Origin of the sequence: Roseomonas aerilata DSM 19363 (assembly GCF_000711725.1) — a bacterium.
Taxonomy (GTDB): Bacteria; Pseudomonadota; Alphaproteobacteria; order Acetobacterales; family Acetobacteraceae; genus Roseomonas; species Roseomonas aerilata.
Map to the genome: position 1 here is coordinate 25,790 of NZ_JONP01000006.1, position 26,878 is coordinate 52,667.

At 72.0% G+C, this 26,878-nt stretch carries 25 protein-coding genes and 1 tRNA gene; 15 read left to right on the forward strand and 11 right to left on the reverse strand.

Going from position 1 to position 26,878, the window contains the following annotated elements:
* Positions 1 to 19: 19 nt before the first annotated feature.
* The 6 genes from BO39_RS29755 (at position 20) to BO39_RS08535 (ending at position 6,126) form a co-directional block, all read left to right on the forward strand.
* Positions 20 to 661 (forward strand): FliH/SctL family protein, encoded by a 642-nt coding sequence (locus tag BO39_RS29755; protein WP_052401824.1) that lies wholly within the window; start codon positions 20 to 22, stop codon positions 659 to 661.
* Positions 658 to 972, forward strand: coding sequence for a flagellar motor switch protein FliN (gene fliN / locus BO39_RS08515; protein ID WP_043832043.1), 315 nt, complete (start codon positions 658 to 660; stop codon positions 970 to 972). The genes BO39_RS29755 and fliN overlap by 4 nt, the downstream gene beginning before the upstream one ends.
* Complete coding sequence (locus tag BO39_RS08520) at positions 969 to 2,357, forward strand: sigma-54-dependent transcriptional regulator (protein WP_043832044.1); 1,389 nt, start codon at positions 969 to 971, stop codon at positions 2,355 to 2,357. Before fliN ends, BO39_RS08520 begins: the two co-directional genes overlap by 4 nt.
* Before the next feature lie 3 nt (positions 2,358 to 2,360).
* The gene (flhA, locus tag BO39_RS08525; protein WP_052401825.1) at positions 2,361 to 4,415 is read left to right on the forward strand and encodes a flagellar biosynthesis protein FlhA; all 2,055 of its coding nucleotides are present in this window, start codon (positions 2,361 to 2,363) and stop codon (positions 4,413 to 4,415) included.
* Between the two features lie 83 nt (positions 4,416 to 4,498).
* Positions 4,499 to 5,365, forward strand: coding sequence for a flagellar biosynthesis protein FlhF (locus BO39_RS08530; protein ID WP_084697967.1), 867 nt, complete (start codon positions 4,499 to 4,501; stop codon positions 5,363 to 5,365).
* Positions 5,362 to 6,126, forward strand: a complete 765-nt coding sequence (locus tag BO39_RS08535; protein WP_043832046.1) for a nucleotide-binding protein — start codon at positions 5,362 to 5,364, stop codon at positions 6,124 to 6,126. Before BO39_RS08530 ends, BO39_RS08535 begins: the two co-directional genes overlap by 4 nt.
* Positions 6,127 to 6,133: 7 nt before the next feature.
* Here the strand turns inward: BO39_RS08535 and BO39_RS08540 are convergent, their stop codons facing one another.
* Complete coding sequence (locus BO39_RS08540) at positions 6,134 to 7,351, reverse strand: methyltransferase (RefSeq protein WP_084697968.1); 1,218 nt, start codon at positions 7,349 to 7,351, stop codon at positions 6,134 to 6,136.
* Between the two features lie 177 nt (positions 7,352 to 7,528).
* Here BO39_RS08540 and BO39_RS08545 point away from each other — a divergent pair, with 177 nt between their 5' ends.
* From BO39_RS08545 to BO39_RS08570, 6 genes are read left to right on the forward strand one after another with little or no spacing between them, the layout of a single operon-like run.
* Positions 7,529 to 8,704: an ABC transporter substrate-binding protein gene (locus BO39_RS08545; RefSeq protein ID WP_043832047.1), complete on the forward strand. Its 1,176-nt coding sequence runs from the start codon at positions 7,529 to 7,531 to the stop codon at positions 8,702 to 8,704.
* Positions 8,705 to 8,725: 21 nt separating this feature from the next.
* Entirely contained in the window at positions 8,726 to 9,592 is an 867-nt protein-coding gene (locus tag BO39_RS08550; protein WP_043832048.1) for a branched-chain amino acid ABC transporter permease, read from the forward strand.
* Positions 9,592 to 10,527 (forward strand): branched-chain amino acid ABC transporter permease, encoded by a 936-nt coding sequence (locus BO39_RS08555; RefSeq protein WP_043832051.1) that lies wholly within the window; start codon positions 9,592 to 9,594, stop codon positions 10,525 to 10,527. Before BO39_RS08550 ends, BO39_RS08555 begins: the two co-directional genes overlap by 1 nt.
* Complete coding sequence (locus BO39_RS08560; RefSeq protein WP_043832053.1) at positions 10,524 to 11,288, forward strand: ABC transporter ATP-binding protein; 765 nt, start codon at positions 10,524 to 10,526, stop codon at positions 11,286 to 11,288. The genes BO39_RS08555 and BO39_RS08560 overlap by 4 nt, the downstream gene beginning before the upstream one ends.
* On the forward strand, positions 11,281 to 11,991 hold the full coding sequence (locus tag BO39_RS08565) for an ABC transporter ATP-binding protein (RefSeq protein ID WP_043832056.1): 711 nt from the start codon (positions 11,281 to 11,283) through the stop codon (positions 11,989 to 11,991). The genes BO39_RS08560 and BO39_RS08565 overlap by 8 nt, the downstream gene beginning before the upstream one ends.
* Positions 11,992 to 12,011: 20 nt before the next feature.
* The gene (locus BO39_RS08570; RefSeq protein ID WP_043832058.1) at positions 12,012 to 13,121 is read left to right on the forward strand and encodes a 5-methyltetrahydropteroyltriglutamate--homocysteine S-methyltransferase; all 1,110 of its coding nucleotides are present in this window, start codon (positions 12,012 to 12,014) and stop codon (positions 13,119 to 13,121) included.
* Positions 13,122 to 13,154: 33 nt separating this feature from the next.
* On the opposite strand, the gene obgE is transcribed toward BO39_RS08570, so the two are convergent.
* The 3 genes from obgE to rplU all read right to left on the reverse strand — a co-directional run bounded on the left by obgE (position 13,155) and on the right by rplU (position 14,841).
* On the reverse strand, positions 13,155 to 14,156 hold the full coding sequence (gene obgE / locus BO39_RS08575) for a GTPase ObgE (protein WP_043832060.1): 1,002 nt from the start codon (positions 14,154 to 14,156) through the stop codon (positions 13,155 to 13,157).
* A gap of 75 nt (positions 14,157 to 14,231) precedes the next feature.
* Positions 14,232 to 14,501 carry a 50S ribosomal protein L27 gene (rpmA, locus tag BO39_RS08580; RefSeq protein ID WP_043832062.1) on the reverse strand — a complete coding sequence of 90 codons (270 nt, stop codon included), beginning with the start codon at positions 14,499 to 14,501 and terminating at the stop codon, positions 14,232 to 14,234.
* Between the two features lie 25 nt (positions 14,502 to 14,526).
* Positions 14,527 to 14,841 (reverse strand): 50S ribosomal protein L21, encoded by a 315-nt coding sequence (gene rplU / locus BO39_RS08585; RefSeq protein ID WP_043832064.1) that lies wholly within the window; start codon positions 14,839 to 14,841, stop codon positions 14,527 to 14,529.
* A 214-nt stretch (positions 14,842 to 15,055) separates the two neighbouring features.
* On the opposite strand from rplU, the gene BO39_RS08590 reads away from it, so the two are divergent.
* From BO39_RS08590 to BO39_RS08600, 3 genes are all read left to right on the forward strand, one after another.
* Positions 15,056 to 15,145, forward strand: a tRNA-Ser gene (locus BO39_RS08590).
* Between the two features lie 250 nt (positions 15,146 to 15,395).
* Complete coding sequence (locus tag BO39_RS29760; RefSeq protein WP_052401826.1) at positions 15,396 to 16,268, forward strand: alpha/beta fold hydrolase; 873 nt, start codon at positions 15,396 to 15,398, stop codon at positions 16,266 to 16,268.
* Between the two features lies 1 nt (position 16,269).
* Positions 16,270 to 17,850: an alpha/beta fold hydrolase gene (locus tag BO39_RS08600; protein ID WP_043832066.1), complete on the forward strand. Its 1,581-nt coding sequence runs from the start codon at positions 16,270 to 16,272 to the stop codon at positions 17,848 to 17,850.
* A 124-nt stretch (positions 17,851 to 17,974) separates the two neighbouring features.
* On the opposite strand, the gene BO39_RS08605 is transcribed toward BO39_RS08600, so the two are convergent.
* Genes BO39_RS08605 through BO39_RS08635 form a run of 7 tightly spaced genes read right to left on the reverse strand, consistent with a single transcriptional unit; the run spans position 17,975 to position 26,877 of the window.
* Positions 17,975 to 19,273, reverse strand: a complete 1,299-nt coding sequence (locus BO39_RS08605) for an MmgE/PrpD family protein (RefSeq protein ID WP_052401827.1) — start codon at positions 19,271 to 19,273, stop codon at positions 17,975 to 17,977.
* A 14-nt stretch (positions 19,274 to 19,287) separates the two neighbouring features.
* Positions 19,288 to 20,262 (reverse strand): Bug family tripartite tricarboxylate transporter substrate binding protein, encoded by a 975-nt coding sequence (locus BO39_RS08610; protein ID WP_052401828.1) that lies wholly within the window; start codon positions 20,260 to 20,262, stop codon positions 19,288 to 19,290.
* 49 nt (positions 20,263 to 20,311) lie between these two features.
* The gene (locus tag BO39_RS08615) at positions 20,312 to 21,703 is read right to left on the reverse strand and encodes an FAD-dependent oxidoreductase (protein ID WP_043832070.1); all 1,392 of its coding nucleotides are present in this window, start codon (positions 21,701 to 21,703) and stop codon (positions 20,312 to 20,314) included.
* A complete protein-coding gene (locus tag BO39_RS08620; RefSeq protein ID WP_043832072.1) occupies positions 21,700 to 22,311 on the reverse strand; it encodes a cysteine hydrolase family protein in 612 nt (203 codons plus the stop codon). Before BO39_RS08620 ends, BO39_RS08615 begins: the two co-directional genes overlap by 4 nt.
* A complete protein-coding gene (locus tag BO39_RS08625; protein WP_043832074.1) occupies positions 22,308 to 24,368 on the reverse strand; it encodes a hydantoinase/oxoprolinase family protein in 2,061 nt (686 codons plus the stop codon). Before BO39_RS08625 ends, BO39_RS08620 begins: the two co-directional genes overlap by 4 nt.
* The gene (locus BO39_RS08630; RefSeq protein ID WP_043832077.1) at positions 24,365 to 26,008 is read right to left on the reverse strand and encodes a hydantoinase B/oxoprolinase family protein; all 1,644 of its coding nucleotides are present in this window, start codon (positions 26,006 to 26,008) and stop codon (positions 24,365 to 24,367) included. Before BO39_RS08630 ends, BO39_RS08625 begins: the two co-directional genes overlap by 4 nt.
* Positions 26,005 to 26,877 (reverse strand): isocitrate lyase/PEP mutase family protein, encoded by an 873-nt coding sequence (locus tag BO39_RS08635; protein ID WP_043832079.1) that lies wholly within the window; start codon positions 26,875 to 26,877, stop codon positions 26,005 to 26,007. The genes BO39_RS08630 and BO39_RS08635 overlap by 4 nt, the downstream gene beginning before the upstream one ends.
* Position 26,878 lies beyond the last annotated feature (1 nt).

The window sequence follows — 26,878 nt, forward strand, 5'->3', positions numbered from 1 at the left end:
GCTTCGCCTGGATGCTGCCATGCTGAGTTCCTCGATCCTGATGACCGGTCTGCGGGGCCTCTCCCTTCCCGACCTGGACGCGCCGGCCCCGACGATCCCCGCCGAGCCGCCGCCGCCCGCAATCGAGGACCGACTGGAGGAGGCCCGCCGCGAGGGGCACGCCGCCGGCCTGCGGGAGGGCGAGGCCCGCGGGCGTGCGGCCGAGCAGGTGTCGCGCGACGCCCTGCGGGACGAGGCGATCCGCGTGGCGCTGCTGGAACTCGAGGGCGCCCGCGCCGCCGCACGGGAGGCGAGCGATGCGGGCGCGCATGCGCTGGCCTCGCTGCTGGTCGGCATGGTGGACGCCGCCCTCCCCGGCGCCGCCGCGCGCGAGGCGGCGGCGCTGCTGGAGCCGCTGGTAAAGGCCCTCGGCCCCGTGGAGGACGCGCCAAGTGGCGCGACACTGCAGGTGCCGCCTGCCCTGCTTGATCACGCGCGCACCCGCTTCGGTGCGCTTGGCCTGCCGATCGAGCCCGATTCAGCGCTGCCGGAGGGGGATGCGCGCATCACCTGGAAGCATGGCGGCCTCGAGCTCGACCTTTCCCGCCGCCGCGCGGCCATCAAGGAATGCCTGGAGGCGCTGCGGCTGACGCCCCCGGATGAAACAGGAGACAGCCTGTGACGAATGGATTCGAGCCCGTTTCCGCGAATGAGGCCGGCGAGCCCCGCCCGCCCGGTGCGAGCCAGGGCCTGGACGCCGTCTATGACATCCCCGTGCAGGTCAGCGCGGTGCTGGGACGCGCAACGCTTCAGGTCAGTCAGCTCCTGAAGCTGGGACGCGGCGCGGTTGTGGAGCTGGACCGCAAGCTGGGAGAGGCGGTGGACATCTATGTCAACAACCGCCTCGTCGCCCGCGGCGAGGTGGTCATGGTCGAGGACAATCGCCTCGGCGTGACGATGACGGAAATCGTGAAGGCGGACCGGGCAGGATGACGCGCCTTCTCATCATCGGCAGCCTCGAGGCGGAGCTCGGGCACGCGGCGCGGATCGCGATGTCGCGCGGGGCGCGTCTGCGGCAGGCGGACGGAGTCACCTCCGGTCTGGCCATGGCGCGGACGGAGGGTTTCGACCTTATCCTCTGCGACGTGCTGCACGACGTCGGCTGGATGGTCTCCTCCCTCGAGGCGGAGCGGATCTCCTGCCCGGTGATCGCCTGCGGGCGCAACGCGGACGCGGCCTCGGCCGTGCGGGCGATCCAGGCGGGGGCGAAGGAGTTCCTGCCCCTGCCGCCGGACGCCGACCTGATCGCGGCGATGCTGCAGGCCGCGACCGGGGAGCCCGACGCGCCCGTGCACCGCGACCCCGCCATGGCCGCCGTGCTGCGCCGTGCCGAGGGTGTCGCGCGCGCGGAGGCGAGCGTGCTGATCACGGGTGAGAGCGGCACGGGCAAGGAGGTGCTGGCCCGCTACATTCACCAGCACTCCCGCCGCGCCCAGGGCGCCTTCGTCGCGCTCAACTGCGCGGCCCTGCCGGAGGCCTTGCTGGAGAGCGAGCTGTTCGGCCACGAGAAGGGCGCCTTCTCCGGCGCCGTGGCGGCCAGGCGCGGCAAGTTCGAGCAGGCCGACGGCGGCACGCTGCTGCTGGACGAGATCGGCGAGATGGACCCCCGCCTGCAGGCGAAGATCCTGCGCGCCTTGCAAGAGCGGGAGATCGACCGGCTCGGCGGCGCGGGCCCGGTGAAGGTGGATGTCCGCATCCTCGCGGCTACCAACCGCGACCTCGCGGCCGAGGTGGCGGCGGGGCGCTTCCGGGAGGACCTGTTCTTCCGCCTGAACGTGGTGGCCCTGCGAATTCCCGCGCTGCGCGACCGCCCCGACGACATCCTGCCCATCGCCGAGCACTTCGCGCGGCGCTACGCGGAGGCAAATGGGCTGCCGCACCGCCGCTTCTCCCCTGCCGCGCGCGCGGCGCTGCTTGCCCATCCCTGGTCCGGTAATGTGCGGGAGCTGGAGAACACCGTGCACCGCGCCGTGCTGCTGGCCGAAGGCGACGAGATCGGCGCGGAGGCGGTGGAGTTGCACACCCCGCTGCCGCGCGCCGCGACCGCCGCCAGTGCCGTCAGCGAGGCTGCGGCGCAGCCCGCGCGGGCCGTTGGCGTCGCGGCGCTCGTCGGGCGGAAGATGGAGGAGGTCGAGCGCGACCTCATCATCGAGACGCTGACGCATTGCCTGGGCAACCGGACGCGCGCGGCAGAGATCCTCGGCATCTCGATCCGTACGCTGCGGAACAAGCTGCACGAGTACCGCGCGGCAGGGGCGCCGGTCCCGGTCGCGCCCGGGCAGATGCCCGTGGCCCCTTTCCCCTACGCGATGGGCTGAGCCATGGTCGCGCTGCCCGCCTGGGTCCGGACGATCGGCGCCTCCACGGACGTGGCGCTGGCGCTCGGCGTCGGCATGCTCATCGTCGTGCTCGTGGTGCCGCTGCCGGTGCCGATGCTGGACGCGGGGCTCGCGCTCTCGGTCACGCTGTCGGTGCTCGTGCTGATGACCGCGCTGTTCCTCCAGCGGCCGCTCGACTTCACCTCCTTCCCGACGATCCTGCTGCTGACCACGCTGCTGCGCCTGGCGCTGAACGTCGCGACCACGCGCACCATCCTCACCCACGGGCATGAGGGCCCTTCGGCGGCGGGCCACGTGGTCTCGGCCTTCGGCGGCTTCCTGATGGGCGGCGACGTGGTGGTAGGGCTGATCGTCTTCGCCATCCTCCTCGTCGTGAACTTCATGGTGGTGACGAAGGGCTCTGGCCGCATCGCCGAGGTCGCGGCGCGCTTCAGCCTGGACGCCATGCCCGGCAAGCAGATGGCGATCGACGCCGACCTCTCCTCCGGCCTCATCGACGAGAAGGTGGCGCGCATCCGCCGGGCGGAGCTGGAGGCGGAGAGCGGCTTTTATGGCGCCATGGATGGTGCCGCGAAATTCGTGCGCGGCGACGCCATCGCGGGGCTGATCGTCACCTTCATCAACCTGCTCGGCGGCATCGCGATCGGCGCTGGGCGGCACGGGCTGCCCTTCCTCGACGCCATTTCCACCTTTGCATCCCTCACGGTGGGCGATGGGCTGGTCTCGCAGATCCCGGCGCTGCTGACCTCGGTCGCGGCCGGCGTCGTGGTTACCAAGGGCAACACCGAGGGCACGGCGGACAAGGCGATGGTCCAGCAGCTGGGCCTGGCCAAGCCGCTCTGGATCGCCTCCGGTGCCGCCGCGATGATGGGTCTGCTGCCTGGCATGCCGCTGATCCCCTTCCTCTTGCTCGCCGCTGGCTTCGGCGCGGGCGCCTGGAGCCGCAACAAGTCCGACGACGCGGCGGAGGCCGTGGCTGCGGCGCCGCCAGCGGTCGCGCCCGAGCCACCGATCGCGGATACCCTGCGGATCGACCTGCTGCGCATCGAGCTGGGCTACGGGCTGCTCTCGCTCGCGGCCGGCGACGGGCCGCGGCTGACCGACCAGATCCGCAATCTTCGCAAGACCGTCGCGCAGGAGATGGGCTTCGTGCTGCCGAGCGTGCGCCTGCAGGACAACCTGCACCTGCGCCCGCACGAGTACGTGGTGCGCGTGAAGGAGATCGAGGCCGGGCGGGGCGAGCTGCGGATCCCGATGCAGCTCGCAATCGACCCCTCGGGCAATCGCCCGGATATGCCGGGCGAGGCCTGTGAGGAGCCCACCTTCGGGCTGCCAGCGCTCTGGATCGAGGAGCACCGGCGCGAGGAGGCACTGGCCCGCGGCTGCACCGTGGTGGACGGCGCCGGCGTGCTGGCCACCCACCTGACCGAGGTGGTGCGCGAGAACATGCCGGAGCTGCTGAGCCACGCAGAGGCGCAGAAGCTGCTGGACGACCTGCCGGCCGAGAACGCCAAGCTCCTGGCCGACCTCATCCCCGCGCAGATCACGACGGGCGGCGTGCAGCGCGTGCTGCAGGCGCTCCTGGCGGAGCGCGTCTCCATCCGCGACCTGCCGACGATCCTGGAGGGCGTCCAGGAGGCGCTGGCCACGGGCGCACGGGGCGTGCCCGGCATCGTCATGGTGGTGCGGACGCGGCTGGCCCGCCAGCTCTCGGACGCGGCGCGCGGGCCGGAAGGCTACGTGCCGCTGATCTCGCTCTCCGCGGAGTGGGAGCAGGCCTTTGCCGAGGCGCTGATCGGCCCGGGCGACGAGCGGCAGCTTGCGATGGCACCCTCCCGCCTGCACGAGTTCATGCAGCGCGTGCGGGACGCCTTCGACAAGGCGACCGCCATGGGTGACCAGCCCGTGCTCGTCTGCAGCCCCGCGGTGCGCGCCCATGTGCGCGCGATCGTGGAGCGCTTTCGCCCTTCCACCGCCGTGCTGGCGCAGACGGAGATCCATCCCCGCGCGCGCATTCGCACGGTGGGCGCCGTCTAGCCTTCATCATCGGGTAACCACGGGGGCCCCAGGCTGTACCCATGCGGCTTCGAGTCTTCCGCGCTGCCAGGATGGCAGATGCCATGGCGGAGTGTCGCCAGGCACTGGGTCCGGACGCGCTCATCCTCTCCACCCGGCGCACCGCCTCGGGCGTCGAGGTGACGGCCGCGCTGGAGCCGGCGGAGGAGCCTCCTCTCCCGCCGCCGCCGGCCGCCGCTGCACCGGTGCCGGGTCCGCCGGACGCTCTGGCGCGCCACAACATGCCCGCCGCCCTGCGCGCAAGGATCGGAGCTGGCAGCCCGTCCGCGCTGGCCACGGCGCTTCGCTTCGCGGAGGTGCCGGACGCATCGGCGCGGCCGCTGGCGCTGGTTGGCCCACCCGGCGCGGGCAAGACCCTCACCTGCGCCAAGCTCGCCACGCGCCTCGTGCTGCAGGGGAACATCCCGCTGGTCGTGACAGCCGATTCGCAGCGGGCGGGCGCGACGGAGCAGATCGCCGCCTTCACCCGCGTGCTCGGCGCACCACTGGCGGTGGCGGGTACCGGCGCACAACTCGCCCAGGCCCTGGCGCGGCGGACACGGGGCCAACCGATGCTGCTTGATACCGCCGGCTGCGACCCCTTCGACCCGGCCCAGGCGGAACAACTCCTCGCCCTGCTGCGCGTGACCGATGCCGCACCGCTGCTGGTCATGCCCGCGGGTCTGGATGCCGAGGAAGCGGCGGAAACGGCGCGCGCCTTTGCGGCGCTCGGTGCCCGCCACCTGCTGCCGACGCGCCTGGACGGCGCGCGGCGCCTCGGGGCCGTGCTGGCCGCCGCCCTCGCCGGGCCGCTCGCGCTGACCGAGGCCGGCACGGGCCCCGGCGCGGCCGATGGCCTGACCCCCCTCACCCCAGCCTGGCTGTCGGCGCGCCTCGCCGGCCCCGCACGCCGCCCGCAGGAGGCCGCATGAACATTGTCCCGACGAACGGGGCCCGGCTGATCGGGATCGCCTCCGGCAAGGGCGGCGTGGGCAAGACGGTGCTGGCCATCGGCCTCGCCCAGGCCCTCGCCCGCGCCGGGCGGCGCGTGCTGCTGGCGGACGGAGATCTTGGCCTCGCGAACGTGGACGTGCAGCTCGGGCTGTCCGTCCGGCAGGATCTCATGGCGGTGCTGGCGGAGCAGGTGCCGCTGCGCGAAGCCGTGGTCACGCGGGAGGAGGGGTTCGACGTGCTGCCCGGCCGCTCGGGTTCCGGCGGGTTGGCCGCGCTCGATCCCGGCTGGATCGACCGCTTTCTGGCGCTGCTGCGCGGCGCCCCCTACGATCACGTGGTGCTCGATATCGGCGCGGGGCTGGACCCGGTGCCGCGCCGGCTGTCGGCGGGATGCGACACCCTGCTGGTGGTGGCAACCGACGAGCCGACGAGCCTCACCGACGCCTATGCGGTGCTGAAGCTACTGGCGCGGGATGCGCCGGGGGCGGATGCGCGGGTGGTCGTGAACCTCGCGGCCGACGCGGCCCAGGGGGCGCGGACACACGGCGCGCTGGACCGGGCCTGCCGCGGCTTCCTCGGCCGGGGCGTGGCGCTGGCGGGTGTGGTCCGGCGGGATGCCAAGGTGCGGGATGCCATCCGCCACCAGGCGCCGCTGCTGACGCGCCATCCAGGCTGCAACGCCGCGCGGGACCTCGAGGCGCTGGCGGGCGGACTGCTGGGGGTGCGGGCCGCGGCTTGAAGGCGTTTTAGACGCGCCGCAGCACCAGCAGGGTGCCGGCCACGGGGGCGCCGCGCTCCTCGCGCAGCACCACCTCTTCCCGCGCGACGGGGTGCAGGCGGGTGGCCTCGGCGAGCTTCAGCACGTGGGCCGGGTCGTGGCGGTAGCGCATTCCCTCCCCCAGGGCATAGGGCGCGCCCTCGCCGGTCTCGATGCTGAAGGCGGCGTAGCCGCCGGGGCGAAGGGCCGCCGCGGTGGCGTTGAGGGCGGGGGCGAGGTCGCCGAGGTAGTTCAGCACGTCGGAGGCCGCGATCAGGTCGTACTCCCCGCGATGGGCGGCAAGGAAGGTGACCAGCTCCGCCTCCTCCAGCACGTCGTAGATGCCGCGCTGGCGCGCGATGTCGAGCATGCGCGGAGAGAGGTCCACGCCCGTCATCCGCCGCGCCCAGGGTCGGAGGGCTTGGCCGGAAAGGCCGGTGCCGCAGCCGAGGTCGAGCACCTCCAGCTCGCCGGTCGACGGGGTGGCGCCGCGGAGGAGTTCGGCCAGGGCATCGGGCGTTCGGTAGCCCAGGGTGCCCGTCAGCTCGGATTCGAAGCGGGGCGCGTAGGTGTCGAAGAGGTTGCGGACATAGGATTCGGGCGGGCGGGCCGGCGCCTTGCCCTCGCCAAGGGAGGCGAGGAAGAAGCGCGCCTGGGCACCCACCGCCCCGCCGGCCGAGAGCGCGCGGCGGGCGGCCTCGGCCGCGCCCGGGGCGCCGGCCTCGCGCAGGCCATGGGCGAGGGCGAGTTGCGCCTCGGGATCGACGGGGGCGAGAGCCACCGCCTCGTGCAGATGCGGCAGGGCTTCCCCCACGCGTCCGAGCGCGCAGAGGGCTTGGCCGAGGTTGCGGCGGGAGACCGCGTCGCCCGGCCGAATGGAGGCGACGCGGGAGAGGACGGTGACGGCCTCCTCCAGCTGCCCGGCAGCGGCCAGGGTCGCCCCGCGGGCGGCCAGAAACACCGGGCTGTCCGGCATGGCCGCGACGGCGCGGGAGGAGAGGACGAGCGCCCCCTCGAGGTCGCCGTGCTGGCGGGCGATGATGCCGAGGAGGTTCATCGCGTTCGGCTCGTTCGGCTCCAGCTCGAAGGCGCGGCGGTACAGGGCGATGGCGCCCTGGTCGTCGCCCACGGCCTGGCGCGCCGCGCCCTCCCGTACCAGGGCGGCGGCAGCCTGCCGGGAATCGGGGGGCGTGTTGGTCTGCGACATCGGATGCTCCGGAGAGGGCCGGCGGGGCGGGCGATCGGCCCCTCCCCTACAGGATCGGCCGGTTCCTGTCCCTGCCCGCCCGATCCGTTGGAGACCCATCTAGCGCGGCGGCGCGAGCCGCGCGAGAAATGGCGCCACGGGCACGGGAACGGCCGTGCCGGCCCCGGAGAGACGTCCATGACAACGCTGACCCGCCGCGCTGCCATTCTGTCCGCCGCCGCCCTGCCGGCGGCGCTGGCCCGCCCTGCCCTGGCGCAGTCGGGCGATCCGTTCAGGATCGGGCTGGTCCTGCCGATGACCGGCCCCTTCGCCAGCACGGGGCGGCAGATCGATGCGGCCATCAAGGCCTGGCTGCGCGCCAACCCTGCCGCCGTTGCCGGCAAGCGCCTCGAGATCCTGCTGCGCGACGACACCGGCGTGGCGCCGGACGTCACCCGCCGCCTGGCGCAGGAACTGGTGGTGCGCGAGCGCGTGCGGGCCCTGGCCGGCTTCGGGCTGACGCCGCTCGCGCTTTCCGCCGCCCCGATCGCGACCGAGGCGAAGGTGCCGATGATCGTGATGGCGGCGGCGACGAGCATCATCCCGCAGCGCTCCCCCTATATCGTGCGGACGAGCTTCACCCTGCCGCAGGCGGTGCGGCCGATGGCCGAATGGGCGGCGAAGAACGGCATCAAGTCCGTGGTCACGATGGTGACGGACTTCGCGCCCGGCCTCGACTCCGAGAAAGCCTTCAAGGAGGCCTTCTCGGCCGCCGGCGGCAATGTGGTGGCCGAGATCCGCACGCCGCTGCGCAACCCCGACTACGCGCCCTTCCTGCAGCGCGTGCGCGACCTGAAGCCGGACGCGCTGTTCATCTTCGTCCCCTCCGGCGAGGGATCGGCGCTCATCAAGCAGTTCAGCGAGCGTGGGCTGAAGGAGGCGGGCATCCGCCTGATCGGCACGGGCGACGTGCTGGACGACGACATCCTGAACGACATGGGTGACGCCGTTCTCGGTGCCGTCACCTCCCACCACTACTCCACCGCGCATGAGAGCCGCGAGAACGCGGCCTTCCGCGAGGCCTTCAAGGCGGTCGCGCCGGATATGCGCCCGAACTTCATGGCGGTGGGCGGCTGGGACGGCATGCACCTGCTGGCCGAGGCGCTGCGCCGCACGAACGGTGATGTGGACGGCACGAAGCTGGTGGAGGCGATGAAGGGCCAGTCCTGGACCTCGCCGCGCGGCCCTGTCTCGATCGACCCCGCCACGCGCGAGATGGTGCAGGACATCTACATCCGCCGCACGGAGCGCCGCGACGGGCAGCTCTGGAACGTCGAGTTCGACAAGATCCAGGGCGTGAAGGACGCAGCCTAAGGCAGTAGGGAAACTCCGGGCATGGCCGCAGCCATCACCGTCCTGCTCGACGGCGTCGCGAGTGGGATGCTGCTCTTCGTGCTGTCGGTCGGGCTGTCCGTCACGCTCGGGCTGATGAACGTGGTGAACCTCGCCCACGGGGCCTTCGGCATGGTCGGCGGCTATGTCTGCGTGGTGCTGCTGAGCCGCGCGGGCGTGCCCTTCCTGCCCAGCCTCGCGGCCGCGACGCTGGTGGCTGCGGCGCTGGGTTGGGTACTGGAGCGGCTGCTCTATGTCCGCCTTTATGGACGGGACCACCTGGACCAGGTGCTCTTCTCCATCGGGCTGGTCTTCGTGATGGGCGCGGCCGCGGACTGGCTGATGGGCGCGCGCCAGCAGCTCATCCAGCTGCCGGAATGGCTTTCGGGGCGCGTGGAGTTCGCGGGGATCGGCCTCGGACGCTATCGCATCTTCCTCATCCTCCTCTGCGGAGCGGTGGCGGCGGGGCTGCATTTCGGGCTCGTGCGGACGCGCTTCGGGGCGCGACTGCGGGCGGCGGTGGATGACGGCGTGGTGGCGCGCGGCATGGGGCTGCCGGTCGGGCGGATTTTCTCCCTTACCTTCGCGCTCGGCTCGGGGCTCGCGGGGCTGGGCGGGGCGCTGGGGGTGGAGGTGCTGGGCCTCGATCCGAACTTCCCGCTGAAATACCTCGTCTACTTCCTCGTGGTGGTGGCGGTGGGAGGCGCGAACTCCGTCATCGGCCCCTTCGTCGCGGCCATCCTGCTCGGCGTGCTCGACGTCGCCGGGAAGTACTGGGTGCCGCAGGTGGGGGCCTTCGTGATCTACACGGCCATGGTCGTGCTGCTGCTCGCCCGTCCCGACGGGCTGCTGGCGAAGGCGCGTTCCTAATGCGGGTGCTGTTGCACGCCGTGCCCTGGCTGGCAGCGATCGCGGCCTACTTCCTGATGCCGGAGAGGTTGCCGCTGCTCTCTTCCATCGCCATCGCGGCGCTGTTCACGGTCTCGCTGGACCTGATCGTCGGCTATGCGGGGGTGGTGACGCTCGGGCAGGCCGCCTTTTTTGGGGCCGGGGCCTATACGGCGGGGCTGCTGGCGCAGAACGGCTGGGGCGAGCCGCTTTCCGGGCTGCTGGCGGCGGCGGCGGTGGCGGCGGTGCTGGGGCTGGTGACGGCGCCGCTGGTGCTGCGGTCGGGCGCGCTGGCGGGGCTGATGGTGACGCTCGGCCTCGGGCTGATGCTCTACGAGGCCGCGAACAAGGCCGCCGCGATCACCGGCGGGGCGGACGGGTTGCAGGGGGTGGAGGTCTGGCCAGTGCTCGGCGTCTTCCGCTTCGATCTCTATGGACAGACCGCCTATCTCTACAGCCTTGCCGTTCTCTTCGTGCTGTTCTGGCTGGCAAAGCTGATCGTGGCCTCGCCCTATGGCCTCTCGCTGCGGGGGATCAACGGCAATCCGCGGCGGGCGCCGGCACTGGGCGTGCCGGTGAAGACGCGGCTGACGGTGGCCTATGCGCTGGCCGCGGCCTATGCCGGAGTGGCGGGGGCGCTGCTGGCGCAGACCACGGCCTTCGTCTCGCTCGACGCGCTCTCCTTCCAGCGCTCGGCGGACGGGCTGCTGATGCTGGTGCTGGGCGGATTGGGCAGCCTCTATGGCGCGCTGATCGGGGCGGCGGCCTTCACGCTCGCGCACCACGCGCTGAGCGAGGCGAGTCCGATCTTCTGGCAGTTCTGGCTGGGCATCGCGCTCATCGCGCTCGCCCTCTACGGGCGTGGCGGGCTGATGGGGTTGCTGCGGAAGCTCATGCCGCGGGGGGCGGGCTCGTGAGCGGCCCTGCCCTTCAGACGCAGGGGCTGACGCGCCGCTTCGGGGCCTTTACGGCGGTTGACAAGGTCTCCCTCTCGGTGGCCGCGGGGGCGCGGCACGCGCTGATCGGGCCGAACGGCGCGGGTAAGACGACCTTCGTGAACCTTCTCTCCGGCGCCATCCCCGCTACCGCCGGCAGCGTGGCGCTACTCGGCGAGGACGTGACGGCGGCGCCGCAGCACGCGCGGGTGCGGCGCGGGTTGGCGCGCACCTTCCAGGTGAACCAGCTCTTCGCCGAGCTCTCCCCGCGCGAGGCGGTGGTGCTGGCGGTATCGGAGCGTGCGGGGGCGGGCGGCACCTGGTGGCGCCCAGTTTCCTCCATGCCTGCGCTGCGGCGGGAGGCGGACGCGCTGCTCGACCTCGTACGCTTCCCCATCGCCGGGCGGGACGGGCGCACGGGCTCGCTTGCCTATGGGCGGCAGCGGCTGCTGGAGATCGCGCTGGCGTTGGCGATGAAGCCGCGCGTGCTGCTGCTGGACGAGCCCGCCGCCGGCGTGCCGCCTGCCGAGAGCCGTGAGGTGCTGGAGGCCGTCTCCGCCCTGCCGCGCGACGTGGCGGTGCTGCTCATCGAGCACGACATGGACCTCGTCTTCCGCTTCGCCGAGCGGATCACCGTGCTCGCCCAGGGCGCCGTGCTGGCGGATGGGGAGCCGGGCGCCATCGCGCGCGACCCACGCGTGAAGGAGGCCTATCTCGGCACAATGGAGATCGGGCATGGCTGAGCCGCTCCTCGTCGTGGAGGGCCTCACCGGCGGGTGGGGCGAGGGTGTGGTGCTGGAGAACCTCTCGCTTTCCCTGCGCGAGGGCGAGGCAATGGCGCTGCTCGGCCGCAACGGCGCCGGCAAGACGACGCTCATCTGCGCGCTGATGGGCGTGGCCCGGCGCCGGGCCGGCACGATCCGCCTCGGCGGGGTTCCGCTGGAGCGGCTGGCGACGGAGAAGCGTGCGGTGCTGGGCCTCGGCTGGGTGCCGCAGGAGCGCAACATTTTCCGTTCGCTCACGGTGGAGGAGAACCTCACCGCGGTCGCACGCCCCGGCCGCTGGGACCTCCGCGCCGTCTACGGGCTGATGCCCCGGTTGGAGGAGCGGCGGAGCAACCTCGGCAACGAGCTGTCGGGCGGGGAGCAGCAGATGCTTGCCCTCGGCCGCGCGCTGATGCTGAACCCGCGCCTGCTGCTGCTGGACGAGCCGCTGGAGGGCCTGGCTCCCGTGATCGTCCAGGCCCTGCTGGCCGCCATTCGCCGCCTCGTGCGGGACGAGGGGATGACGGCCATCATCGTGGAGCAGCACGCCCACCAGATCCTCCCCATCGCCGATTGCGCCGTGATCCTCGATCGCGGGCGGGTGGCGGCGGAGGGGGCCGCGGCGGAGATGCTGGCCGCGCCGGAAATCCTCGACCGGCATCTCGGCCTGAACGCGCATTAGAAGTCACCAAGGAGAACGTCATGACCAACGGCAAGCCACCCTTCCGCGCCGACCATGTGGGCAGCCTGCTGCGCCCGCCCGTGCTGCGCGAGGCCCGCGCCGCCCGCCTCGCCGGGCAGAAGGACGATGAGGCCGTGCGCGAGGTCGAGGACCGCTGCATCGTCGATGCCATCCGCGAGCAGAAGAATGTCGGCCTCAAGGCCGTGACGGACGGCGAGTACCGCCGCGCCTTCTGGCACTTCGACTTCCTGGCCAAGCTCGGCGGCGTCGAGATGTACGAGGCCGATCAGGGCATCCAGTTCCAGGGCGGGCAGACGAAGTCCTACGGGCTGAAGGTCACCTCGAAGCTCCGCTACGAGCCGCATCCCTTCGTGCAGGACTTCGCCTATGTCGCCGCCCATGCCGATGGCGCGGTCGCGAAGCAGACCATCCCCTCCCCCTCCGTGCTGCATTTCCGCGGCGGGCGGCGGGCGGTGGACGCGGCCGTCTATCCGGAGATGGACGCTTTCTTCGCTGACCTGGCCGGCGCCTATAACGGCGCGATGAAGGCCTTTGCCGCCGCCGGCTGCCGCTACCTGCAGCTGGACGAGGTGAACATCGCCTATCTCTGCGATCCGAATCAGGTCGCGATGCTGAAGGCCCGCGGGGACGACACCGACAACCTGCTGAATCGCTACGCGGACATCATCAACGGCACGATCGAGGGCCGGCCCTCGGACATGTTCGTTTCTATGCACCTCTGCCGCGGCAACTTCCAGTCGATGCACATCGCGGCCGGCGGCTACGACCCGGTGGCAGAGGTGCTGTTCAATGGCATCAACGTCGATGCGTACTTCATGGAATATGACGACGAGCGCTCCGGCAGCTTTGCGCCACTGCGCTTCTTGCCGAAGGGCAAGACGGTCGTGCTCGGCCTTGTCACCAGCAAGCGCGGCGAGCTGGAGACAAAGGACGAACTGAAGCGCCGGATTGAGGAGGCGGCGAAGCACTGCCCGATCGAGCAGCTCGCGCTCTCCCCGCAATGCGGCTTCGCCTCGACGGAGGAGGGCAACCTTCTGACCGTCGAGCAGCAATGGGCCAAGCTGCGGCTCTGCGTCGACGTTGCCCGCGAGGTCTGGGGCGAGGTGTAGTCAGGCCGGGCCGGGGGCGTTCCCCGGCCCTTCCTACTTCTCGCGCGCGGCCTTGATCGTGTCGGCCAGAACGCGCAGCACCTGCGGCACGCCCTCCCCCGTCGCGCCGCTGATGAGCAGCGGCTCCTTGCCGATGGCGCGCGCCAGCGCCTTAATGCGCGAGGTCTTCGCCTGCGACGTCATGGCGTCCATCTTGTTCAGCGCCACGATCTCGGGCTTGTCCACGAGCCCGCCGCCATAGCCTTCAAGTTCCGCCCGCACGGTGCGGTAGGTCTCGACCGGGTCAGCCTGGGTGCCGTCGATGAGGTGCAGCAGCACCGCGCAGCGCTCGATATGGCCGAGGAAGCGGTCACCGAGTCCCGCGCCCTCGTGCGCACCCTCGATCAGGCCGGGGATGTCGGCCAGCACGAATTCCTCGGTCGCGTTCAGGCGCACGACGCCGAGCTGCGGGTGCAGCGTGGTGAAGGGATAGTCCGCGATCTTCGGCCGGGCGGCGGAGCTGGCGGCCAGGAAGGTGGACTTGCCGGCATTCGGCAGGCCGACGAGCCCGGCATCCGCGATCAGCTTCAGCCGTAGCCAGACCCAGCGCTCCTCCCCGGGGTAGCCGGGATCGGCGCGGCGGGGGGCGCGGTTGGTGCTCGTCTTGTAATGGGCGTTGCCGTGGCCGCCATCGCCGCCACGGCAGAGGATGGCAGTCTGGCCGGGCTCCACGAGGTCGGCAAGGACCGTCTCCTTGTCGTCGGCCAGGATGACGGTACCGACGGGCACTTTCAGGATCACGTCGTCGGACGCCGCACCGGTGCGGTCCGAGCCGGCACCGTTGCCGCCCTTGCGGGCCTTGAAGTGCTGGGAATAGCGGTAGTCGATGAGGGTGTTCAGCCCCTCCACCGCCTGGGCGAGGACGTTGCCGCCGCGGCCGCCATTGCCACCATCCGGGCCACCGAACTCGATGTACTTCTCACGACGGAAGGCGACGACGCCGTTTCCGCCGTCACCGGCCTTCAGATAGACCTTGGCCTCGTCGAGGAACTTCATGGGAATCGGGGATCCAAAAACAGAAACGGGGGCCGCGAGGGGCCCCCGTGATCCGTCGCTATCAGGGGCCGTTGCCTATTCGGCGGCGGCCGCCAGCGGCTCGACCGAAACGGCCACGCGGTGGTCCGCCTTGCGCTCGAACTTCACGACGCCGTCGACCAGCGCGTGAAGGGAGTGGGTGCGGCCGACGAGGACATTGCGGCCAGCCATCATCTTCGTGCCGCGCTGGGTCACGATGATGTTGCCGGCGCGGACGGCCTGGCCGCCATAGAGCTTCACGCCGAGCCGCTTGCCGGCGGAGTCGCGTCCGTTGCGGGAGGAGCCGCCGGCCTTCTTGTGCGCCATGGTCTGTCTCCTTGGCTTTTCGGGGTTAGGCCGCGATGTCGCCGATGCGCAGAACCGTCAGGTTCTGGCGGTGGCCGTTCTTGCGGCGGCTGTTCTGGCGGCGGCGCTTCTTGAAGATGATCACCTTGTCGCCGCGCTTCTGCTCGAGCACGGTGGCGGTGACGGTGGCACCCGGCACCGTCGGCGCGCCGATGGTCAGGCCGGCTTCGCCGCCCACCGCCAGCACGTCGTGGAAGGTGATGGAGGCGCCGGCCTCACCCTCGAGCTTCTCCACGGTGAGGACGGCGTTCGGGGTCACGCGGTACTGCTTGCCGCCGGTGCGGATCACTGCGTAGGTCATGGGGGTGAGGGTCCGCTCTCGTCTCGGCCGGTTTGATGGAGGCCGGGCTGATCCTGGCCTAGTCGTGCTTTTACCGGCGGGGCCCACGCCCTGGAAGGGGGGCCTCACCGGAGAGGCGGGCATATAGCGGTCCGGTAGCCCGCCCGTCAACATCGGTCTCGCTCGTGGTGCGTTGCAAGGGGCGGCCAGGGGCATTATAGGGGCGCCACGCGCCGGAGAGGTGCCAGAGTGGCCGATTGGGCCGGTCTCGAAAACCGGAGTAGGGGCAACCCTACCGTGGGTTCGAATCCCACCCTCTCCGCCAGCGCCCTCCTCCCCGATCATCTCAGCATCGTCCTGGATCAACCCGATCAGGGTGGGATCAATGCTGTTTCCGGCTATTCGTGCCGGTCGCTGACCCCTGGCCCGTGGGCGGAAAGGCATCGAGCGTGCCGGCCGGCGTAAAGCGAGAACGGCAGGAAGCGGCGCCGCCGATCCCGCTTCCGCTTCTGGTCCCTCCGTAGTCAACTTCTCCCGCACGGCCGAAGGTCGGGAACGGGAGGAGAGCCAGGGTCATGGCCATTCAGCGACGTCTTCTGCTCGCCGCAGCGGGTGCATGCCTTGCAGCCGGCGATGCCGGTGCGGCCGAGGAGCAGCGCTTCGATTCCGCGGGCGTGCCGATCCGCTTCATCGAGGCCGGGCGCGGCGAGCCCGTGGTGCTGGTCCATGGCTACACGGTGGACACCGAGGCGCAGTGGGTCGAGCCCGGCGTCTTCGGTACGCTGGCCGAAGGCTTTCGCGTGATCGGCATGGACGCGCGCGGACACGGCCGCAGCGGCAAGCCGCACGATCCCGCGCAGTACGGGCCGGAAATGGGGATGGACGTCGTCCGCCTGCTCGATCATCTCGGCCTGCAGCGGGCGCATATCGTGGGCTACTCCATGGGCTCGCATGTCGTGGCCCAGCTCGTCACCCTGCGGCCCGAGCGCTTCGCGACCCTCACCCTTGGTGGGGCCTGCGGCCGCCTTGGCTGGACGGCCGAGGATCAGCGGCGCGTCGATGTCGAGTCGGCGGAGATGGATCAGGGGCTGCTTACCTCGCAGATTGTCCGCCTCGCGCCCCGCAACCAGCCGCCGCCGAGCGAGGCCGAGATCCGCGCGCAGTCGGAGCGCGCTCTGGCCGGCAAGGATCCCCGCGCGCTGGCCGCCGTGCGCCGGTCCAATCCGGCGCAGGTGATCGCGGTGGAGGGGCTTGCCGCGGCGCCGGTGCCGATGCTCGGCGTGGTCGGCACCGCCGATCCCTATCTGCGCGACTTCGAGCGGCTGAAGGCGGCGCGTCCCGCCCTCCAGCTCGTCACCATCGAGGGCGCTTCACACGGCACGGCACCGGGACGGCCCGAATTCGTCCGCGCCGTCGCCGACTTCCTGCGCGCCAACCGGATCGGCTAACATGAAGGCGCTGCATTTCGTCATCCCGGCCGCGGCGGTCCTGTTCGGCCTCGGGGGTACGGCGCTGGCGCAGGCGCCCGCCGTCAATCCCGGCGCCCCCGCTCCGGAATGCAGGGCGCGCGTGAACTTCGACCGCAATGCCGACCTGCCGGGCTACCTGGCGCAGGAGGGCGGGCAGGCGGTCTGCATCCCCTTCATGCCGACGGCGCAGCTCGCCCCGTCCGGCTTCAGCGGCGACTACTACGTGCAGGAGTTCACGGACGCGCGGATAAGGGCGCGCTGGGCGGAATGCCGCGCCAATCCGGCCTGCGCCGATCCCGCCCGCACCGGCGCCGCCACCTTCACCGCGGCCGAGCGGCGCCGCACGGGCACGGTCGATCCGCAGGGTCGAGTGGACCCGCAGGGCGAGGTGGACCTCCGCGCCATCCGCCGCCCCGGCTATTTCGCCCGCTTCGGGGAGCCGATCGCGGCCGCCGAGCCGCGCGCCTGGACCGTCGAGTTCACCGTGCCGCGCGACAGCTACGAGCGGCGCCACCTGAATCTCGACGCGCCGATCCGGCTTCGCGGCTGGTATCTTGAAGGCAGCGGCATCGAGGATGGCGCGGGCGGGCGGCGCCGCGCGCTGGTCATCCTCAACAACGGCGGCGGCGGCGAGATCACGGGCATCGACGATCCCGCGGCGACCGGCGTCGTGCGGACGGCGGCGGGCGATTTCGTCGCAGCGGCTGAAACCGGCACCTCGGAGCAGCCGGGCATGCGCCACTGGCGCGGCTTCGCCGCCGCGCTGAACGCGGCGGGGCTGGACGTGCTCGTCACCGATCGCCGCGGCAACGGCATCTCCGGCGGCGTGAGCGGTTACAACACGGCCGAGCAGGCGCGCGACATGTTCCGCATGCTCGACGCGCTCGAGACCGGGAAGGACCTTCGCCTCCTCTCGCCGGGCGGGGAGCTGCTGTCGGGCGAGGCCGCGCGGGGGCGCCTCCTCGCGGGGCAGCGCGCAACGGAGATCCCGGTGGTGCTCGGCGGCTACTCCCGCGGCTCCTACGCAACGGCCTGGGCGATGCAGCAGAACTTCGTGGCGGACTGCGACAGGGACCTGCCGGACGGCGCCTGCCGCCCGCCGCTCGACCGCACGAATATCCGCGGGGCCATTCTCTACGGCCCGAATTCGGGCGGCCTCGGCTGGCGCGTCGCGGGGCACGACATGGTCGAGGCGGCGCTTCGCGTGGAGCGGAACACGACCTACTACCCCGACGGGGACGTGCTCGCCGGCGTGGAGCGGTGGCCGGCGCTGTTGATCGTTAAGGGCACCTGGGACTATGTCGAGGGGCTGGAGGGATCGTTCTCCGTCCTTCGCCGCGCGCGGGGCCTGCGGGACATCCTTGTTTTCCGGGGGCCGCACCCGCTGCAGACGCAGCACGAGGAGAACATGCGCCTCGTTGGCCTCCGCATGGCCACCTTTGCCCGCGCCGCCGTGCTCGGCCAGCGGAGCGTGGAAGGGGCGCATGAACCCGCCGACCTGCGCGCGCTCGTGCTCTCCAGCCCGCCCTACTGGGAAGCCACCACCCCGCCCGGGAGGTGAATCGGTGGACATCCAACCGCCGGCTGGACCTGCTGAAGCGCTGTAAGCCCTCTTCAAGGGCGATCAGGACCGGCCCCCCGACCGGCATGCCCGCCCGGTCGCTGGGCGCATCAAGCCCAGAAAGTCACCCCAGGGGTGCGCCGAAAATGCCGGGGCCAGGGCAGCGTTCCGGTGGCCCGAGCATGGCCGCCAGGGCGTGCTCCACGGCCGCTTCCGGGAGGACGCTGCCGGCATAGCGACGGAACTTCACCAGCGCCTCCTCCTCACCCATTGGCCGATCCGGATCGCCGGTCACGCCGGTGACATCGGCCTCCGCCCGCGTGCCGTCCTGTAGGAGGAGCGCCAGCCGGGCCCCTCGCCGCCCTGCCGCCAGACCCGGATCTTCCGCCAGTTCCACCATCGCCTCGATCGCCCGCATGCGCGGGTCGGCGAGGGCTTCCTCGGCATAGGCGGCGGGGCCAAGGTCACCCTGCACGAGGGTCGCTGCCACCGCCCAGGAAAGGCTGAACTGGGCGGCGATCGGCACGGCCGGCGCGCGGTTGCCGGCGTAGTGCAGCGCCTCCGTATAGGTTTCCAGCCGGACTGCCCGCGGCAACGCGACGCCGAGGGCTGGGCGCAGCTTCAGGGCGGCAGCGGCGGCATAATGGGCGTGCCGCACCCCGGCGAAGGGCTTGAGATAAGCCTCCTCCAACAGCCAGCGGCCGGTGGGTTCCACCGCGGGCGGCTCCTCCAGGCCGAGGGCGAGGCGGCGGGCCACCAGCATCCCGTCCCCTGGCGCGTCCATGCCAGCCAATGCCGAGGCGGCGGCCAGGCCGCCCAGGAGCACGGCGTGCGAGGCGTAGCTGTTGCGGCCGTCCATTCCGGCGGCGATCGGCGCGTAGAGGCTGAAGGGGATCTGGCAGGCGGCGACCCGCACGGCGCGTGCCGCCGCCGCCCTGTCACCGCCGCCGAGCCGGGCTGCGGCGGCGGCGGCGCCGAGGCTATGCCAGGAGCCGTCCACATGCATCCCCGGACGGATGCGCCAGGCCTCCCCGGCGCGGGCGGCGACCTCGTAGCCGAGGGCATAAGCTGAGAGAGCCTCGCCGAGCCGGGCGCCCGTCGCGAGGGCAACGAGGGCAAGGGGTGCGACCGGCAGGCCGGGCCGTCCGTGGGCGCGCGCCAGTCCCTCGTTCGCCTCGTCCCAGAGAAGGGCGGCGGCCAGCACCGCGGCGGCCCCGGCCGGGCCGAGCGGTGGGCAGCCCGGCAGGGACAGCGTGCCAGGATGCAGCGGGGCGAGAGCCGCCGCTAGCGCGCGCGGCCGGGCGTGGGAGAGCCCCGCTAAGGAGCAGCCGAGACTGTCGATCAGCAGAAGCCGGGCCGCGCGTCCCTCCCTCGAGCCTGGAGGCGGCCCGTCCCAGGCCCAGTCCACCACGGCGTCAAGCATCCTCGTCGACTCCCTCAGTCGGCCCTGACACCCGTGCGGCGGACCACCTCCTGCCAGACTTCCCGTTCGCGCTCGATGCGGCTGGTCAAGGCGGCGCGGTCGCCCGGAAGCGGGTCGGCCTGCCGGTCCGACAGGATCCGCGCCCAGGTCGCTTCCGTCAGCACCGCCTGCAGCGCGGCTTCCAGTGCCGCGAGGATGTCCGGCGGCGTCGCGGCGGCGGCGAAGACGCCGTACCAGGGTGTGGCGTCGAAGCCCGGCACGGTCTCGGCGACGGAGGGCACTTCCGGCAGCAACGGGCTGCGCGCGGCGGAGGAGACGGCGAGCGCGCGCAGGGCCCCGGCCCGCACCTGCGGCAGGGAGGTGCCGAGCGCGTCGAAGGCGATGTCGAGGTTGCCTGCCACGAGGTCGGTCAGCATCGGCGCGCTGCCCCGGTAGGGCACATGCGTCATCTCCGCCCCCGTCAGGCTCCGCAGCAGTTCCATGGAGAGATGGGTGAAGGAGCCGGCGCCGTTGGAACCGTAGGAGAGGCCGCCGCTGCGTTCCTTGGCGGCGGCCAGCGCCTCCGCCAGGGAACCGAAGCCCCGGGCGCGGGCGACCAGAAGGTTCGGCTGCTGCGCCAGCATCCCGAGCGGCACGAAATCGGTATCCGGATCGTAGCCGAGCCGGGCGTAGAGGGCCTTGTTGATGGCCAGGATGCCCTGCGTGCCCACCAGAAGCGCGTGCCCGTCCGGCGCGGCCCGCGCCACCGCCTCGGCCGCCAGGTTGCCGCCGGCCCCGCCCCGGTTCTCCACGACCACGGTCTGGCCCAGGCGCGGCGTCAGCGCCTCCGCGGCCTGACGCGCCAGGATGTCGGTCAGGCCGCCCGGCGCGAAGGGAACCACGAGGCGCACGGGGCGGTTGGGCTTCCAGGGCGGCTGCGCCCGCGATCCGCGGGCCAGGAGGGGGAATGCCGCCGCCCCGAACAGGACGCCTCGCCGCGTGGTCATCATCGCCTCCATGCCTGGCCCGGCACCGTCGTCTCGCTTGCGGGGCCGCCCGTCACCGTACCGCCTCGCCCGCCGCCGTGCCGGCGATGCGGCCGAGCGCCACCGCCGTCAGCAGGCCGTTGCCGGAGAGATAGCCCGAGGCCTTGGACCCCGAGACGCCGCAGGCCGCGCCGCCTGCCGCAAAGAGATTGGGCAGGGCCCCACCATCCCGGCGCAGGACGCGCGCCGAGCTGTCTACGACCAGCCCGCCTTGGGTGTGGAACAGCGCGCCCGTGACACGGACCGCGCGGTAAGGCGACTCCAGTTGGGCAACGCCCGCGAAGTTCCGGCCGAAGCCGTCCGTGGCACCAGCTTCCTTCAGCCGGCGCAGCGCCGACAGCGTCACCGCCAGGGCGGTTTCCGGCAGGCCAGTGGCGGCGGCCAGGTCCGGCACCGTCTCGGCGGCCAGCACCGCGCCCGCCGCCTCGGCCTGGCGGAAATCCTCGAATTGCCGGGCGATGCCGGCGATGCGCGCGTCGAACACGGTCCAGGCGATGCCGTCCGGTTGCTCCAGCACCTTCGCGGCCTGCTCGGAGTAGCCGTGGCTCTCGTCGGAGAAGCGCTGGCCCTGGCGGTTCACCTGCACGCCGCCCTCGGTGATCGTGGCCCAGGTGATGAGGATGCCGGCGGGATGGGCGACCGATCCGTGCCCCTGGTGGCCGGAAAGATGCCGCGTGGCGGCGCCCAGCGCCTCGCCCCAGAGGACGGCCTCGCCCTGGTTGCCGGGATGGCCGAAATAGGTGGCCTCCGCCAGGGCGGGCACGTGCTGGCGGACAAGCTCCTTGTTGCCGCCATAGCCGTTGCAGGCCAGCACCAGCGTGCCGCAGCCCAGCGCGTCGTCCGTGCCGTCCGGACGGCGGAGGGTCAGGCCGGTAATGCGGCCATCGGGCGCGGCGTGCAGCGCGGTCACCTGGGCGTCGCAGAGGATGTCGATTCCGGCCGCCTCCGCCGCCTCGCGCAGCCGGTCCACCAGTTCCTCGCCGGAGCGGCTGGGCAGGCCGTGCATGCGGTTCGCGGAATGGCCGGGATAGCGGAAATCGGTGATGACGGAGAAATCCAGGCCGTGCACGTCGGCCAGCCATTCCAGCGCGGGCGCGACGGCGTCGGTGACGGTCTTCACCGCCGCCGGGTCGGGCTCGCCCTCCGCCTTCGCCGCGATATCGGCGGCGAAGCGCGCGGGGTCGTCCTCGATCCCCGCCGCGCGCTGCCAGCGGGTGCCGGCGGCCGGCACCAGCCCGGCCGAGAGGGCGGTCGAGCCGCGCGGCACCGGGTCGCGCTCGAGCACCAGCACCTCGGCGCCCGCCTCCCGTGCCGCCAGGGCCGCGCAGAGGCCCGCGGCGCCGGCGCCGACCACCACCACGGGGATGGCGACCTCGTAGGCCTCGCGTGCCGGAAGGATCGTCACGCGCCAAGCTCCGCCATCACCTCGGCGACCGTTGCCACCCGCGCGACGGGCCGCAGCGCCGCGATGGCCGTTTCGTGCGCCGCCCGGCCGAAGGTGGCGCAGCCGTCGGAGAGCACGGTGACGTCAATGTCCCGCACATGCGCGTCCCGCACGGTGGTGGAGACGCCGCCGTTGGTGGTGATGCCACCGACCACCAGCCGCTCGATCCCGCATTTGCGGAGCATCCATTCGAGGCGGGTCATGTAGAAGGCGGAGTAGGCGACCTTCTCGATCGGGATGTCGCTCGGACCCAGCTCCTCCACCAGTTGCTGCCCCCAGCTTCCCGGGGCGAAGTCGCCGCGGCGCAGAAAGGGGCGAAGGGTCTTCAGGTGCGGCGCGATGATCGGCTCCCCTCCCCTCCCCGGCCAGAGGGTGAAATGGGTGGAGGCGATCCAGCCGCCGGCGCGTCGCATCGCGTTTGCCAGCGGGGCCAGCCGCGCCGAAAGCGCCGCGATGTCGGGATCACCCTGCCCGCCGCGGGCATAGGCGCCTTCCGGGTGGATGAAGTCGTTCTGCAGGTCGAAGAGCAGCAGGGCCGTGTTCGCGGCGGGAATGGACGGGTGGCTCATGCCGCGGCCTCGACAATGACGTTGCCCAGGTGATCCACCCGCGCGGTCAGGCCGGGGTCCACCACGGTAGTGGCGTCGGGCTGCTCCAGGATCGCGGGGCCCGGGATCACGGCACCCACCGGCAGGTCGAGCCGCGAGAGGATGGCCGTCTCGTGCCAGGCGCCGCTGAACCAGACCGGCCGCGCGCCGCGCCGCGCGCCCTCGACTGTCGTGCCGGGCTCGGGCGCCAGGCTGGCGAGGTCGAAATGCGGGCGCCGCCCCACTGCTGCCGTGCGGAGATTCACGATCCGCGCGGGCACCCCGTGCAGCAGGCGGCTGAAGCTCGCCTGATAGGCCGCCTCGAAGGCCGCGCGGATCACGGCCTCGCTCACGCCCGCCGTGCCGCCCGTGACATCCAGCGCCAGGGGCACGGAAACGGTATGCGTCTGGCCGGCATAGTGCATGTCCAGCTCGAAGAGCGTGTCGATGCGCTCGACCGGCAGCCCCGCCTCCGCGACCACCGCCCGCACCGCTTCCGCCTCGGATACCATCAGTGCGTCGAGCGACGCGGCGTCGATGCCCTCGAGCGAGAGGTTCACCGTGCGAACCTGGTCGTGGCGGATATCGGCTATGACGCAGCCCAGCGCCGAGTTGATGCCGGGGAAGCGCGGCACCAGCGCGGCCTTCAGCCCGACCTCTCGGATCAGCGCCCCCGCGTGCAGGGCGCCGCCACCGCCGAAGGGCACGGCGGCGAAGCGCGAGGGATCGTGGCCGCGCTCGATGGAGACGAGGCGGATCGCCTTCGCCATATGGCCGTTTGCGACCCGCAGGATCGCCTCCGCCGCCGCCATGGCGTCGAGGCCGAGGGGGGCGCCCACATGCTCGAGGATCGCGGCCTTCGCGGCCTCCACGTCCAGCCGCTTGAGCCCGCCGCCTATCGGCCGCTCCGCGTTGATGCGGCCGAGGACGACATTGGCGTCCGTCAGCGTCGGCCGCGTGTTGCCGCCGCCGTAGCAGACCGGGCCAGGGCGCGAGCCCGCGCTTTCCGGCCCCACCTGGAGGAGCCCGCCCGCATCCACCCGCGCGATGGAGCCGCCGCCGGCGCCGATCGTGGTGATTTCGATCATCGGCGTGCGGATGACGAGGCCGAAGTCGATCGTCGTCTGCGCCGCCAGCGCCGTCTCGCCGCCGACGACGAGGGAAACGTCGAAGGAGGTGCCGCCGAGGTCGCCCGTGACCACGTCGGGGTAACCCGCCGCACGCGCGATCGCCGCCGCCGCGATCACCCCCGCCGCCGGGCCGGAGAGTGCCGTCCGCACCGGCAGCTTGCGCGCCGATTCCGTGGACATGACGCCGCCGTTCGACTGCACGATGTGGAAGCGGCCGGTGAAGCCATCCCCCTTCAGCGCCGCGTCCAGCTTGCCGAGATAGGAGCCGACGACGGGCTGGAGATAGGCGTTCAGGGCCGCGGTGGAGGTGCGCTCGAACTCGCGGATCTCGGGCAGGATGGCGGAGGAGCAGGCGATGCAGTCGCCTTCCCAGACCTCCTCGGCAGCGGCTAGCGCCGCGCGCTCGTTCGCCGAATTGGCGTAGGCGTTGATGAAAACGATGGCCAGCGCTTCCGCCCCCATCTCCCGCAGGCGCCGCGCCGCGCCGCGCACGGCGTCGAGGTCCACGGGCTGGCGCACGGTGCCGTCGGCGAGCGTCCGCTCCGGCACTTCCAGCCGGAAGTCGCGGTCCACCACCGGCACGAAGTCGCCCCAAAGGCCCCAGGTCCGCAGTCGGTCGCGCCGCCGCATCTCCAGTACGTCGCGGAAGCCCGCGGTGGTGATGAGGCCGACCCTCGCGCCCTTACGCTCCAGTAGCGCGTTGGTGCCAACCGTCGTGCCGTGAACCACCGAGGCGAGATCGGCCACCGCGCCGAACTGGCGCAGGCCGTTCAGGAATCCCACCGCCTCGTCGCCGCGGTTCGAGGGCACCTTGGCTGTGCGGAAGCTGCGCGCGGCCTCGTCGTAGAGGAAGAGGTCGGTGAAGGTGCCGCCGACATCGACGCCGACGACCTTGGCGGAAGCGGTCACTTCGCGGCACTCACATAGCCCAGCCGCACGTCGCGCGCGGCCGCGGCCGGATCGCGCGCGGCTGGGTCGCCCCAGCCGCCGCCGCCAGGCGTTTCCAGCCGCACCCGCTGCCCGGCCTCCAGGCGGATATCCGTAACCTTCGAGACCATCGGCGGGTTCCGCGGCCCCTCCGGCGTGTCGTAGGTGAAGCGGTTCCGCGCGGCCTCTCCGCCGCCGCCCACGCCGAAGGGCGCGACTTTGCCGCGTTCGCCAAGAAGGGACACGGAGGCCGGCACCAGCGCCTCGACCTCGTAGACCGCGCCCAGCCCGCCGCGATGCATGCCGGTGCCGGCGGAGTCCGGCCGCAGCGCCCACTGCGTGAACATCACGGGATAGGCGGCCTCCAGGATCTCCACCGGCGGGATGGTGGCGGTGGAGATGGGATTGTTCGCGTGGTTCAGCCCGTCGCTCTCCGGGTTGCCGCCAAGGCCGCCGCCGAAGAAGGAGAACATGACGAAGCGCGAGCCATCCTGCCGGTGCCCGGCGATGGAGAGCGCGTTGATCGTGCCGAAGGGCGCGGCGGTGGCGCGGGCAGGATCGGCCTTCGCCAGCGCGCCGAAGATCACGCCGATCAGACGCAGCACCGTTTCCGTGTAGCCCGCCATCGGATGCGGCGCGCCCGCACCGAGCAAGGTGGTACCGGGCACCACGAAGCGGATCGGCCGCAGGCAGCCCGCATTTGCCGGCACCTCGGTGAACACATGCTTCAGCGCGACATAGCAGCCCGCGATGGTCGTGGCGCGGCTGATGCTCACCGGCCCTTGCGCGGGCGGGGAGGAGCGGGAGAAGTCGAGCACCATCTCCTCCCCAGCGATGGTGAGGTCGAGCGCGATGGTCAGCACCTCGTCCGTTATGCCGTCGTTGTCCAGCACGTCCTCAAAGGTGTAGGTGCCATCGGGAAGGCTCGTGATCGAGGCACGCATCAGCGCCTCCGCCCGCGCGGAGAAGGCGGCGAAGGCGCCCTGCACCAGTTCCTCCCCGTGCTCGTCGACGAGTGCGTTGAGGCGCCGCTCGCCGAGGTCGAGCGCGTTGATCTGGCCGTTCAGGTCGCCCCAGTTAGAGGCGGGCACGCGGGAGTTCGCAGCCAGAATGTCCACGATATCCGAGTTCAGCACCCCATCCCGCATCAGCCGCACGGGCGGCAGGCGAAAGCCCTCCTGGAAGCTCTCCGTCGCCTTCGGGTTGTAGCCGCCGGGCACGTTGCCGCCGACATCGAGCCAGTGGCCCACGCTCGCGATCCAGCAGAACAGCTCGCCCTTGCGGAAGACCGGCCGCACCAGGCGGAAATCATTCAGGTGCGTGCCGCCCTCATAGGGGTCGTTGAACAGAAAGGTGTCGCCAGGGCGCAGGTCACCGTCGCGCGCGACCTTGTCGATCACCACCTTCACCGCGAAGGCCATGGCGCCGACGAATATCGGCAACCCGCTGGTGCCCTGCACCAGCGTTTCGCCGGTGGTCGCGTGGTACAGCCCGTGGCAGGCGTCCTTCGCCTCGGCGATGATGGGGTTGAAGGCGGAGCGGAAGAGGGTGGCGTCCATCTCGTCCGCGATGCCCTCCAGCCGCCCCTTGAGGATGGCAAGCGTGACGGGATCCGGCGTCATTCCGCGCCCTCCTCGTAGCGGCGCCCGAGCTCCAGCATCTCCGGCGTGCCGATGAGCGCGTTCAGGCCGCCAAAGTCGAACATGCGGTCGGCGAATGGCTTGTTTGAACCGTGCGCGGCCAGCGAACGGTAGTAGTCCTGTGCCGTGCGGGCGACGGCGCGCACGATGCCGCCGGGGAAGATCACCAGCCGGAAGCCCATCCGGCCCAGTTCCTCCCCGGTCGAGATCGGCGTATCCCCGCCCTCCACCATGTTCGCCATCAGGGGGCAGGTGCCGCCGAGCGCGGCCACGATGCCCTCCATCTGCGCGCGGTCGCGCGGCGCCTCCACGAAGAGCACGTCTGCGCCCGCCTCGGCGTAGCGGGCGGCGCGCTCCAGCGCGGCCTCGAAGCCCTCCACCGCCACCGCGTCGGTGCGGGCGATGACGAGGGTCTCCTCACTCGCGCGCGCATCCACGGCGGCGTGGATCTTTCCCACCATCTCACCCGTCGTGACGAGCGACTTGCCCTGAAGATGGCCGCAGCGCTTCGGCAGCGTCTGGTCTTCGAGTTGCAGCGCGTTCGCGCCGGCGCGCTCGAAGAGGCGCAGGGTGCGCTGCACGTTAAGCGCGTTGCCGTGGCCATTATCCGCATCGACGACGAGCGGGATGCCCACGCGGTCGCGAATCAGCGAGACCACCTCCGCCACCTCGGTCATCGAGACGAGGCCGATATCCGGCCGCCCGAGCCGTGTGTAGGCGATGGCCGCGCCGGAGACATAGGCCGCCTCGAACCCCGCCGCCTCGGCCAGGCTCGCGGTCAGCGCGTCGTAAACGCCGGGTGCGGTCACGGGCCGCGGCTCGGCCAGGCGGCGCTTCAGGGATGGGATCATA

Bases quoted from the DNA above. Each gene is read 5' to 3' on its own strand.
- BO39_RS29755 (WP_052401824.1), top strand. From the start codon at position 20: ATGCTGAGTTCCTCGATCCTGATGACCGGTCTGCGGGGCCTCTCCCTT.
- BO39_RS08520 (WP_043832044.1), top strand. From the start codon at position 969: ATGACGCGCCTTCTCATCATCGGCAGCCTCGAGGCGGAGCTCGGGCAC.
- flhA (WP_052401825.1), top strand. From the start codon at position 2,361: ATGGTCGCGCTGCCCGCCTGGGTCCGGACGATCGGCGCCTCCACGGAC.
- BO39_RS08530 (WP_084697967.1), top strand. From the start codon at position 4,499: ATGGCGGAGTGTCGCCAGGCACTGGGTCCGGACGCGCTCATCCTCTCC.
- BO39_RS08535 (WP_043832046.1), top strand. From the start codon at position 5,362: ATGAACATTGTCCCGACGAACGGGGCCCGGCTGATCGGGATCGCCTCC.
- BO39_RS08540 (WP_084697968.1), bottom strand. From the start codon at position 7,351: ATGTCGCAGACCAACACGCCCCCCGATTCCCGGCAGGCTGCCGCCGCC.
- BO39_RS08545 (WP_043832047.1), top strand. From the start codon at position 7,529: ATGACAACGCTGACCCGCCGCGCTGCCATTCTGTCCGCCGCCGCCCTG.
- BO39_RS08550 (WP_043832048.1), top strand. From the start codon at position 8,726: ATGGCCGCAGCCATCACCGTCCTGCTCGACGGCGTCGCGAGTGGGATG.
- BO39_RS08555 (WP_043832051.1), top strand. From the start codon at position 9,592: ATGCGGGTGCTGTTGCACGCCGTGCCCTGGCTGGCAGCGATCGCGGCC.
- BO39_RS08565 (WP_043832056.1), top strand. From the start codon at position 11,281: ATGGCTGAGCCGCTCCTCGTCGTGGAGGGCCTCACCGGCGGGTGGGGC.
- BO39_RS08570 (WP_043832058.1), top strand. From the start codon at position 12,012: ATGACCAACGGCAAGCCACCCTTCCGCGCCGACCATGTGGGCAGCCTG.
- obgE (WP_043832060.1), bottom strand. From the start codon at position 14,156: ATGAAGTTCCTCGACGAGGCCAAGGTCTATCTGAAGGCCGGTGACGGC.
- rpmA (WP_043832062.1), bottom strand. From the start codon at position 14,501: ATGGCGCACAAGAAGGCCGGCGGCTCCTCCCGCAACGGACGCGACTCC.
- rplU (WP_043832064.1), bottom strand. From the start codon at position 14,841: ATGACCTACGCAGTGATCCGCACCGGCGGCAAGCAGTACCGCGTGACC.
- BO39_RS29760 (WP_052401826.1), top strand. From the start codon at position 15,396: ATGGCCATTCAGCGACGTCTTCTGCTCGCCGCAGCGGGTGCATGCCTT.
- BO39_RS08600 (WP_043832066.1), top strand. From the start codon at position 16,270: ATGAAGGCGCTGCATTTCGTCATCCCGGCCGCGGCGGTCCTGTTCGGC.
- BO39_RS08605 (WP_052401827.1), bottom strand. From the start codon at position 19,273: ATGCTTGACGCCGTGGTGGACTGGGCCTGGGACGGGCCGCCTCCAGGC.
- BO39_RS08610 (WP_052401828.1), bottom strand. From the start codon at position 20,262: ATGATGACCACGCGGCGAGGCGTCCTGTTCGGGGCGGCGGCATTCCCC.
- BO39_RS08620 (WP_043832072.1), bottom strand. From the start codon at position 22,311: ATGAGCCACCCGTCCATTCCCGCCGCGAACACGGCCCTGCTGCTCTTC.
- BO39_RS08630 (WP_043832077.1), bottom strand. From the start codon at position 26,008: ATGACGCCGGATCCCGTCACGCTTGCCATCCTCAAGGGGCGGCTGGAG.
- BO39_RS08635 (WP_043832079.1), bottom strand. From the start codon at position 26,877: ATGATCCCATCCCTGAAGCGCCGCCTGGCCGAGCCGCGGCCCGTGACC.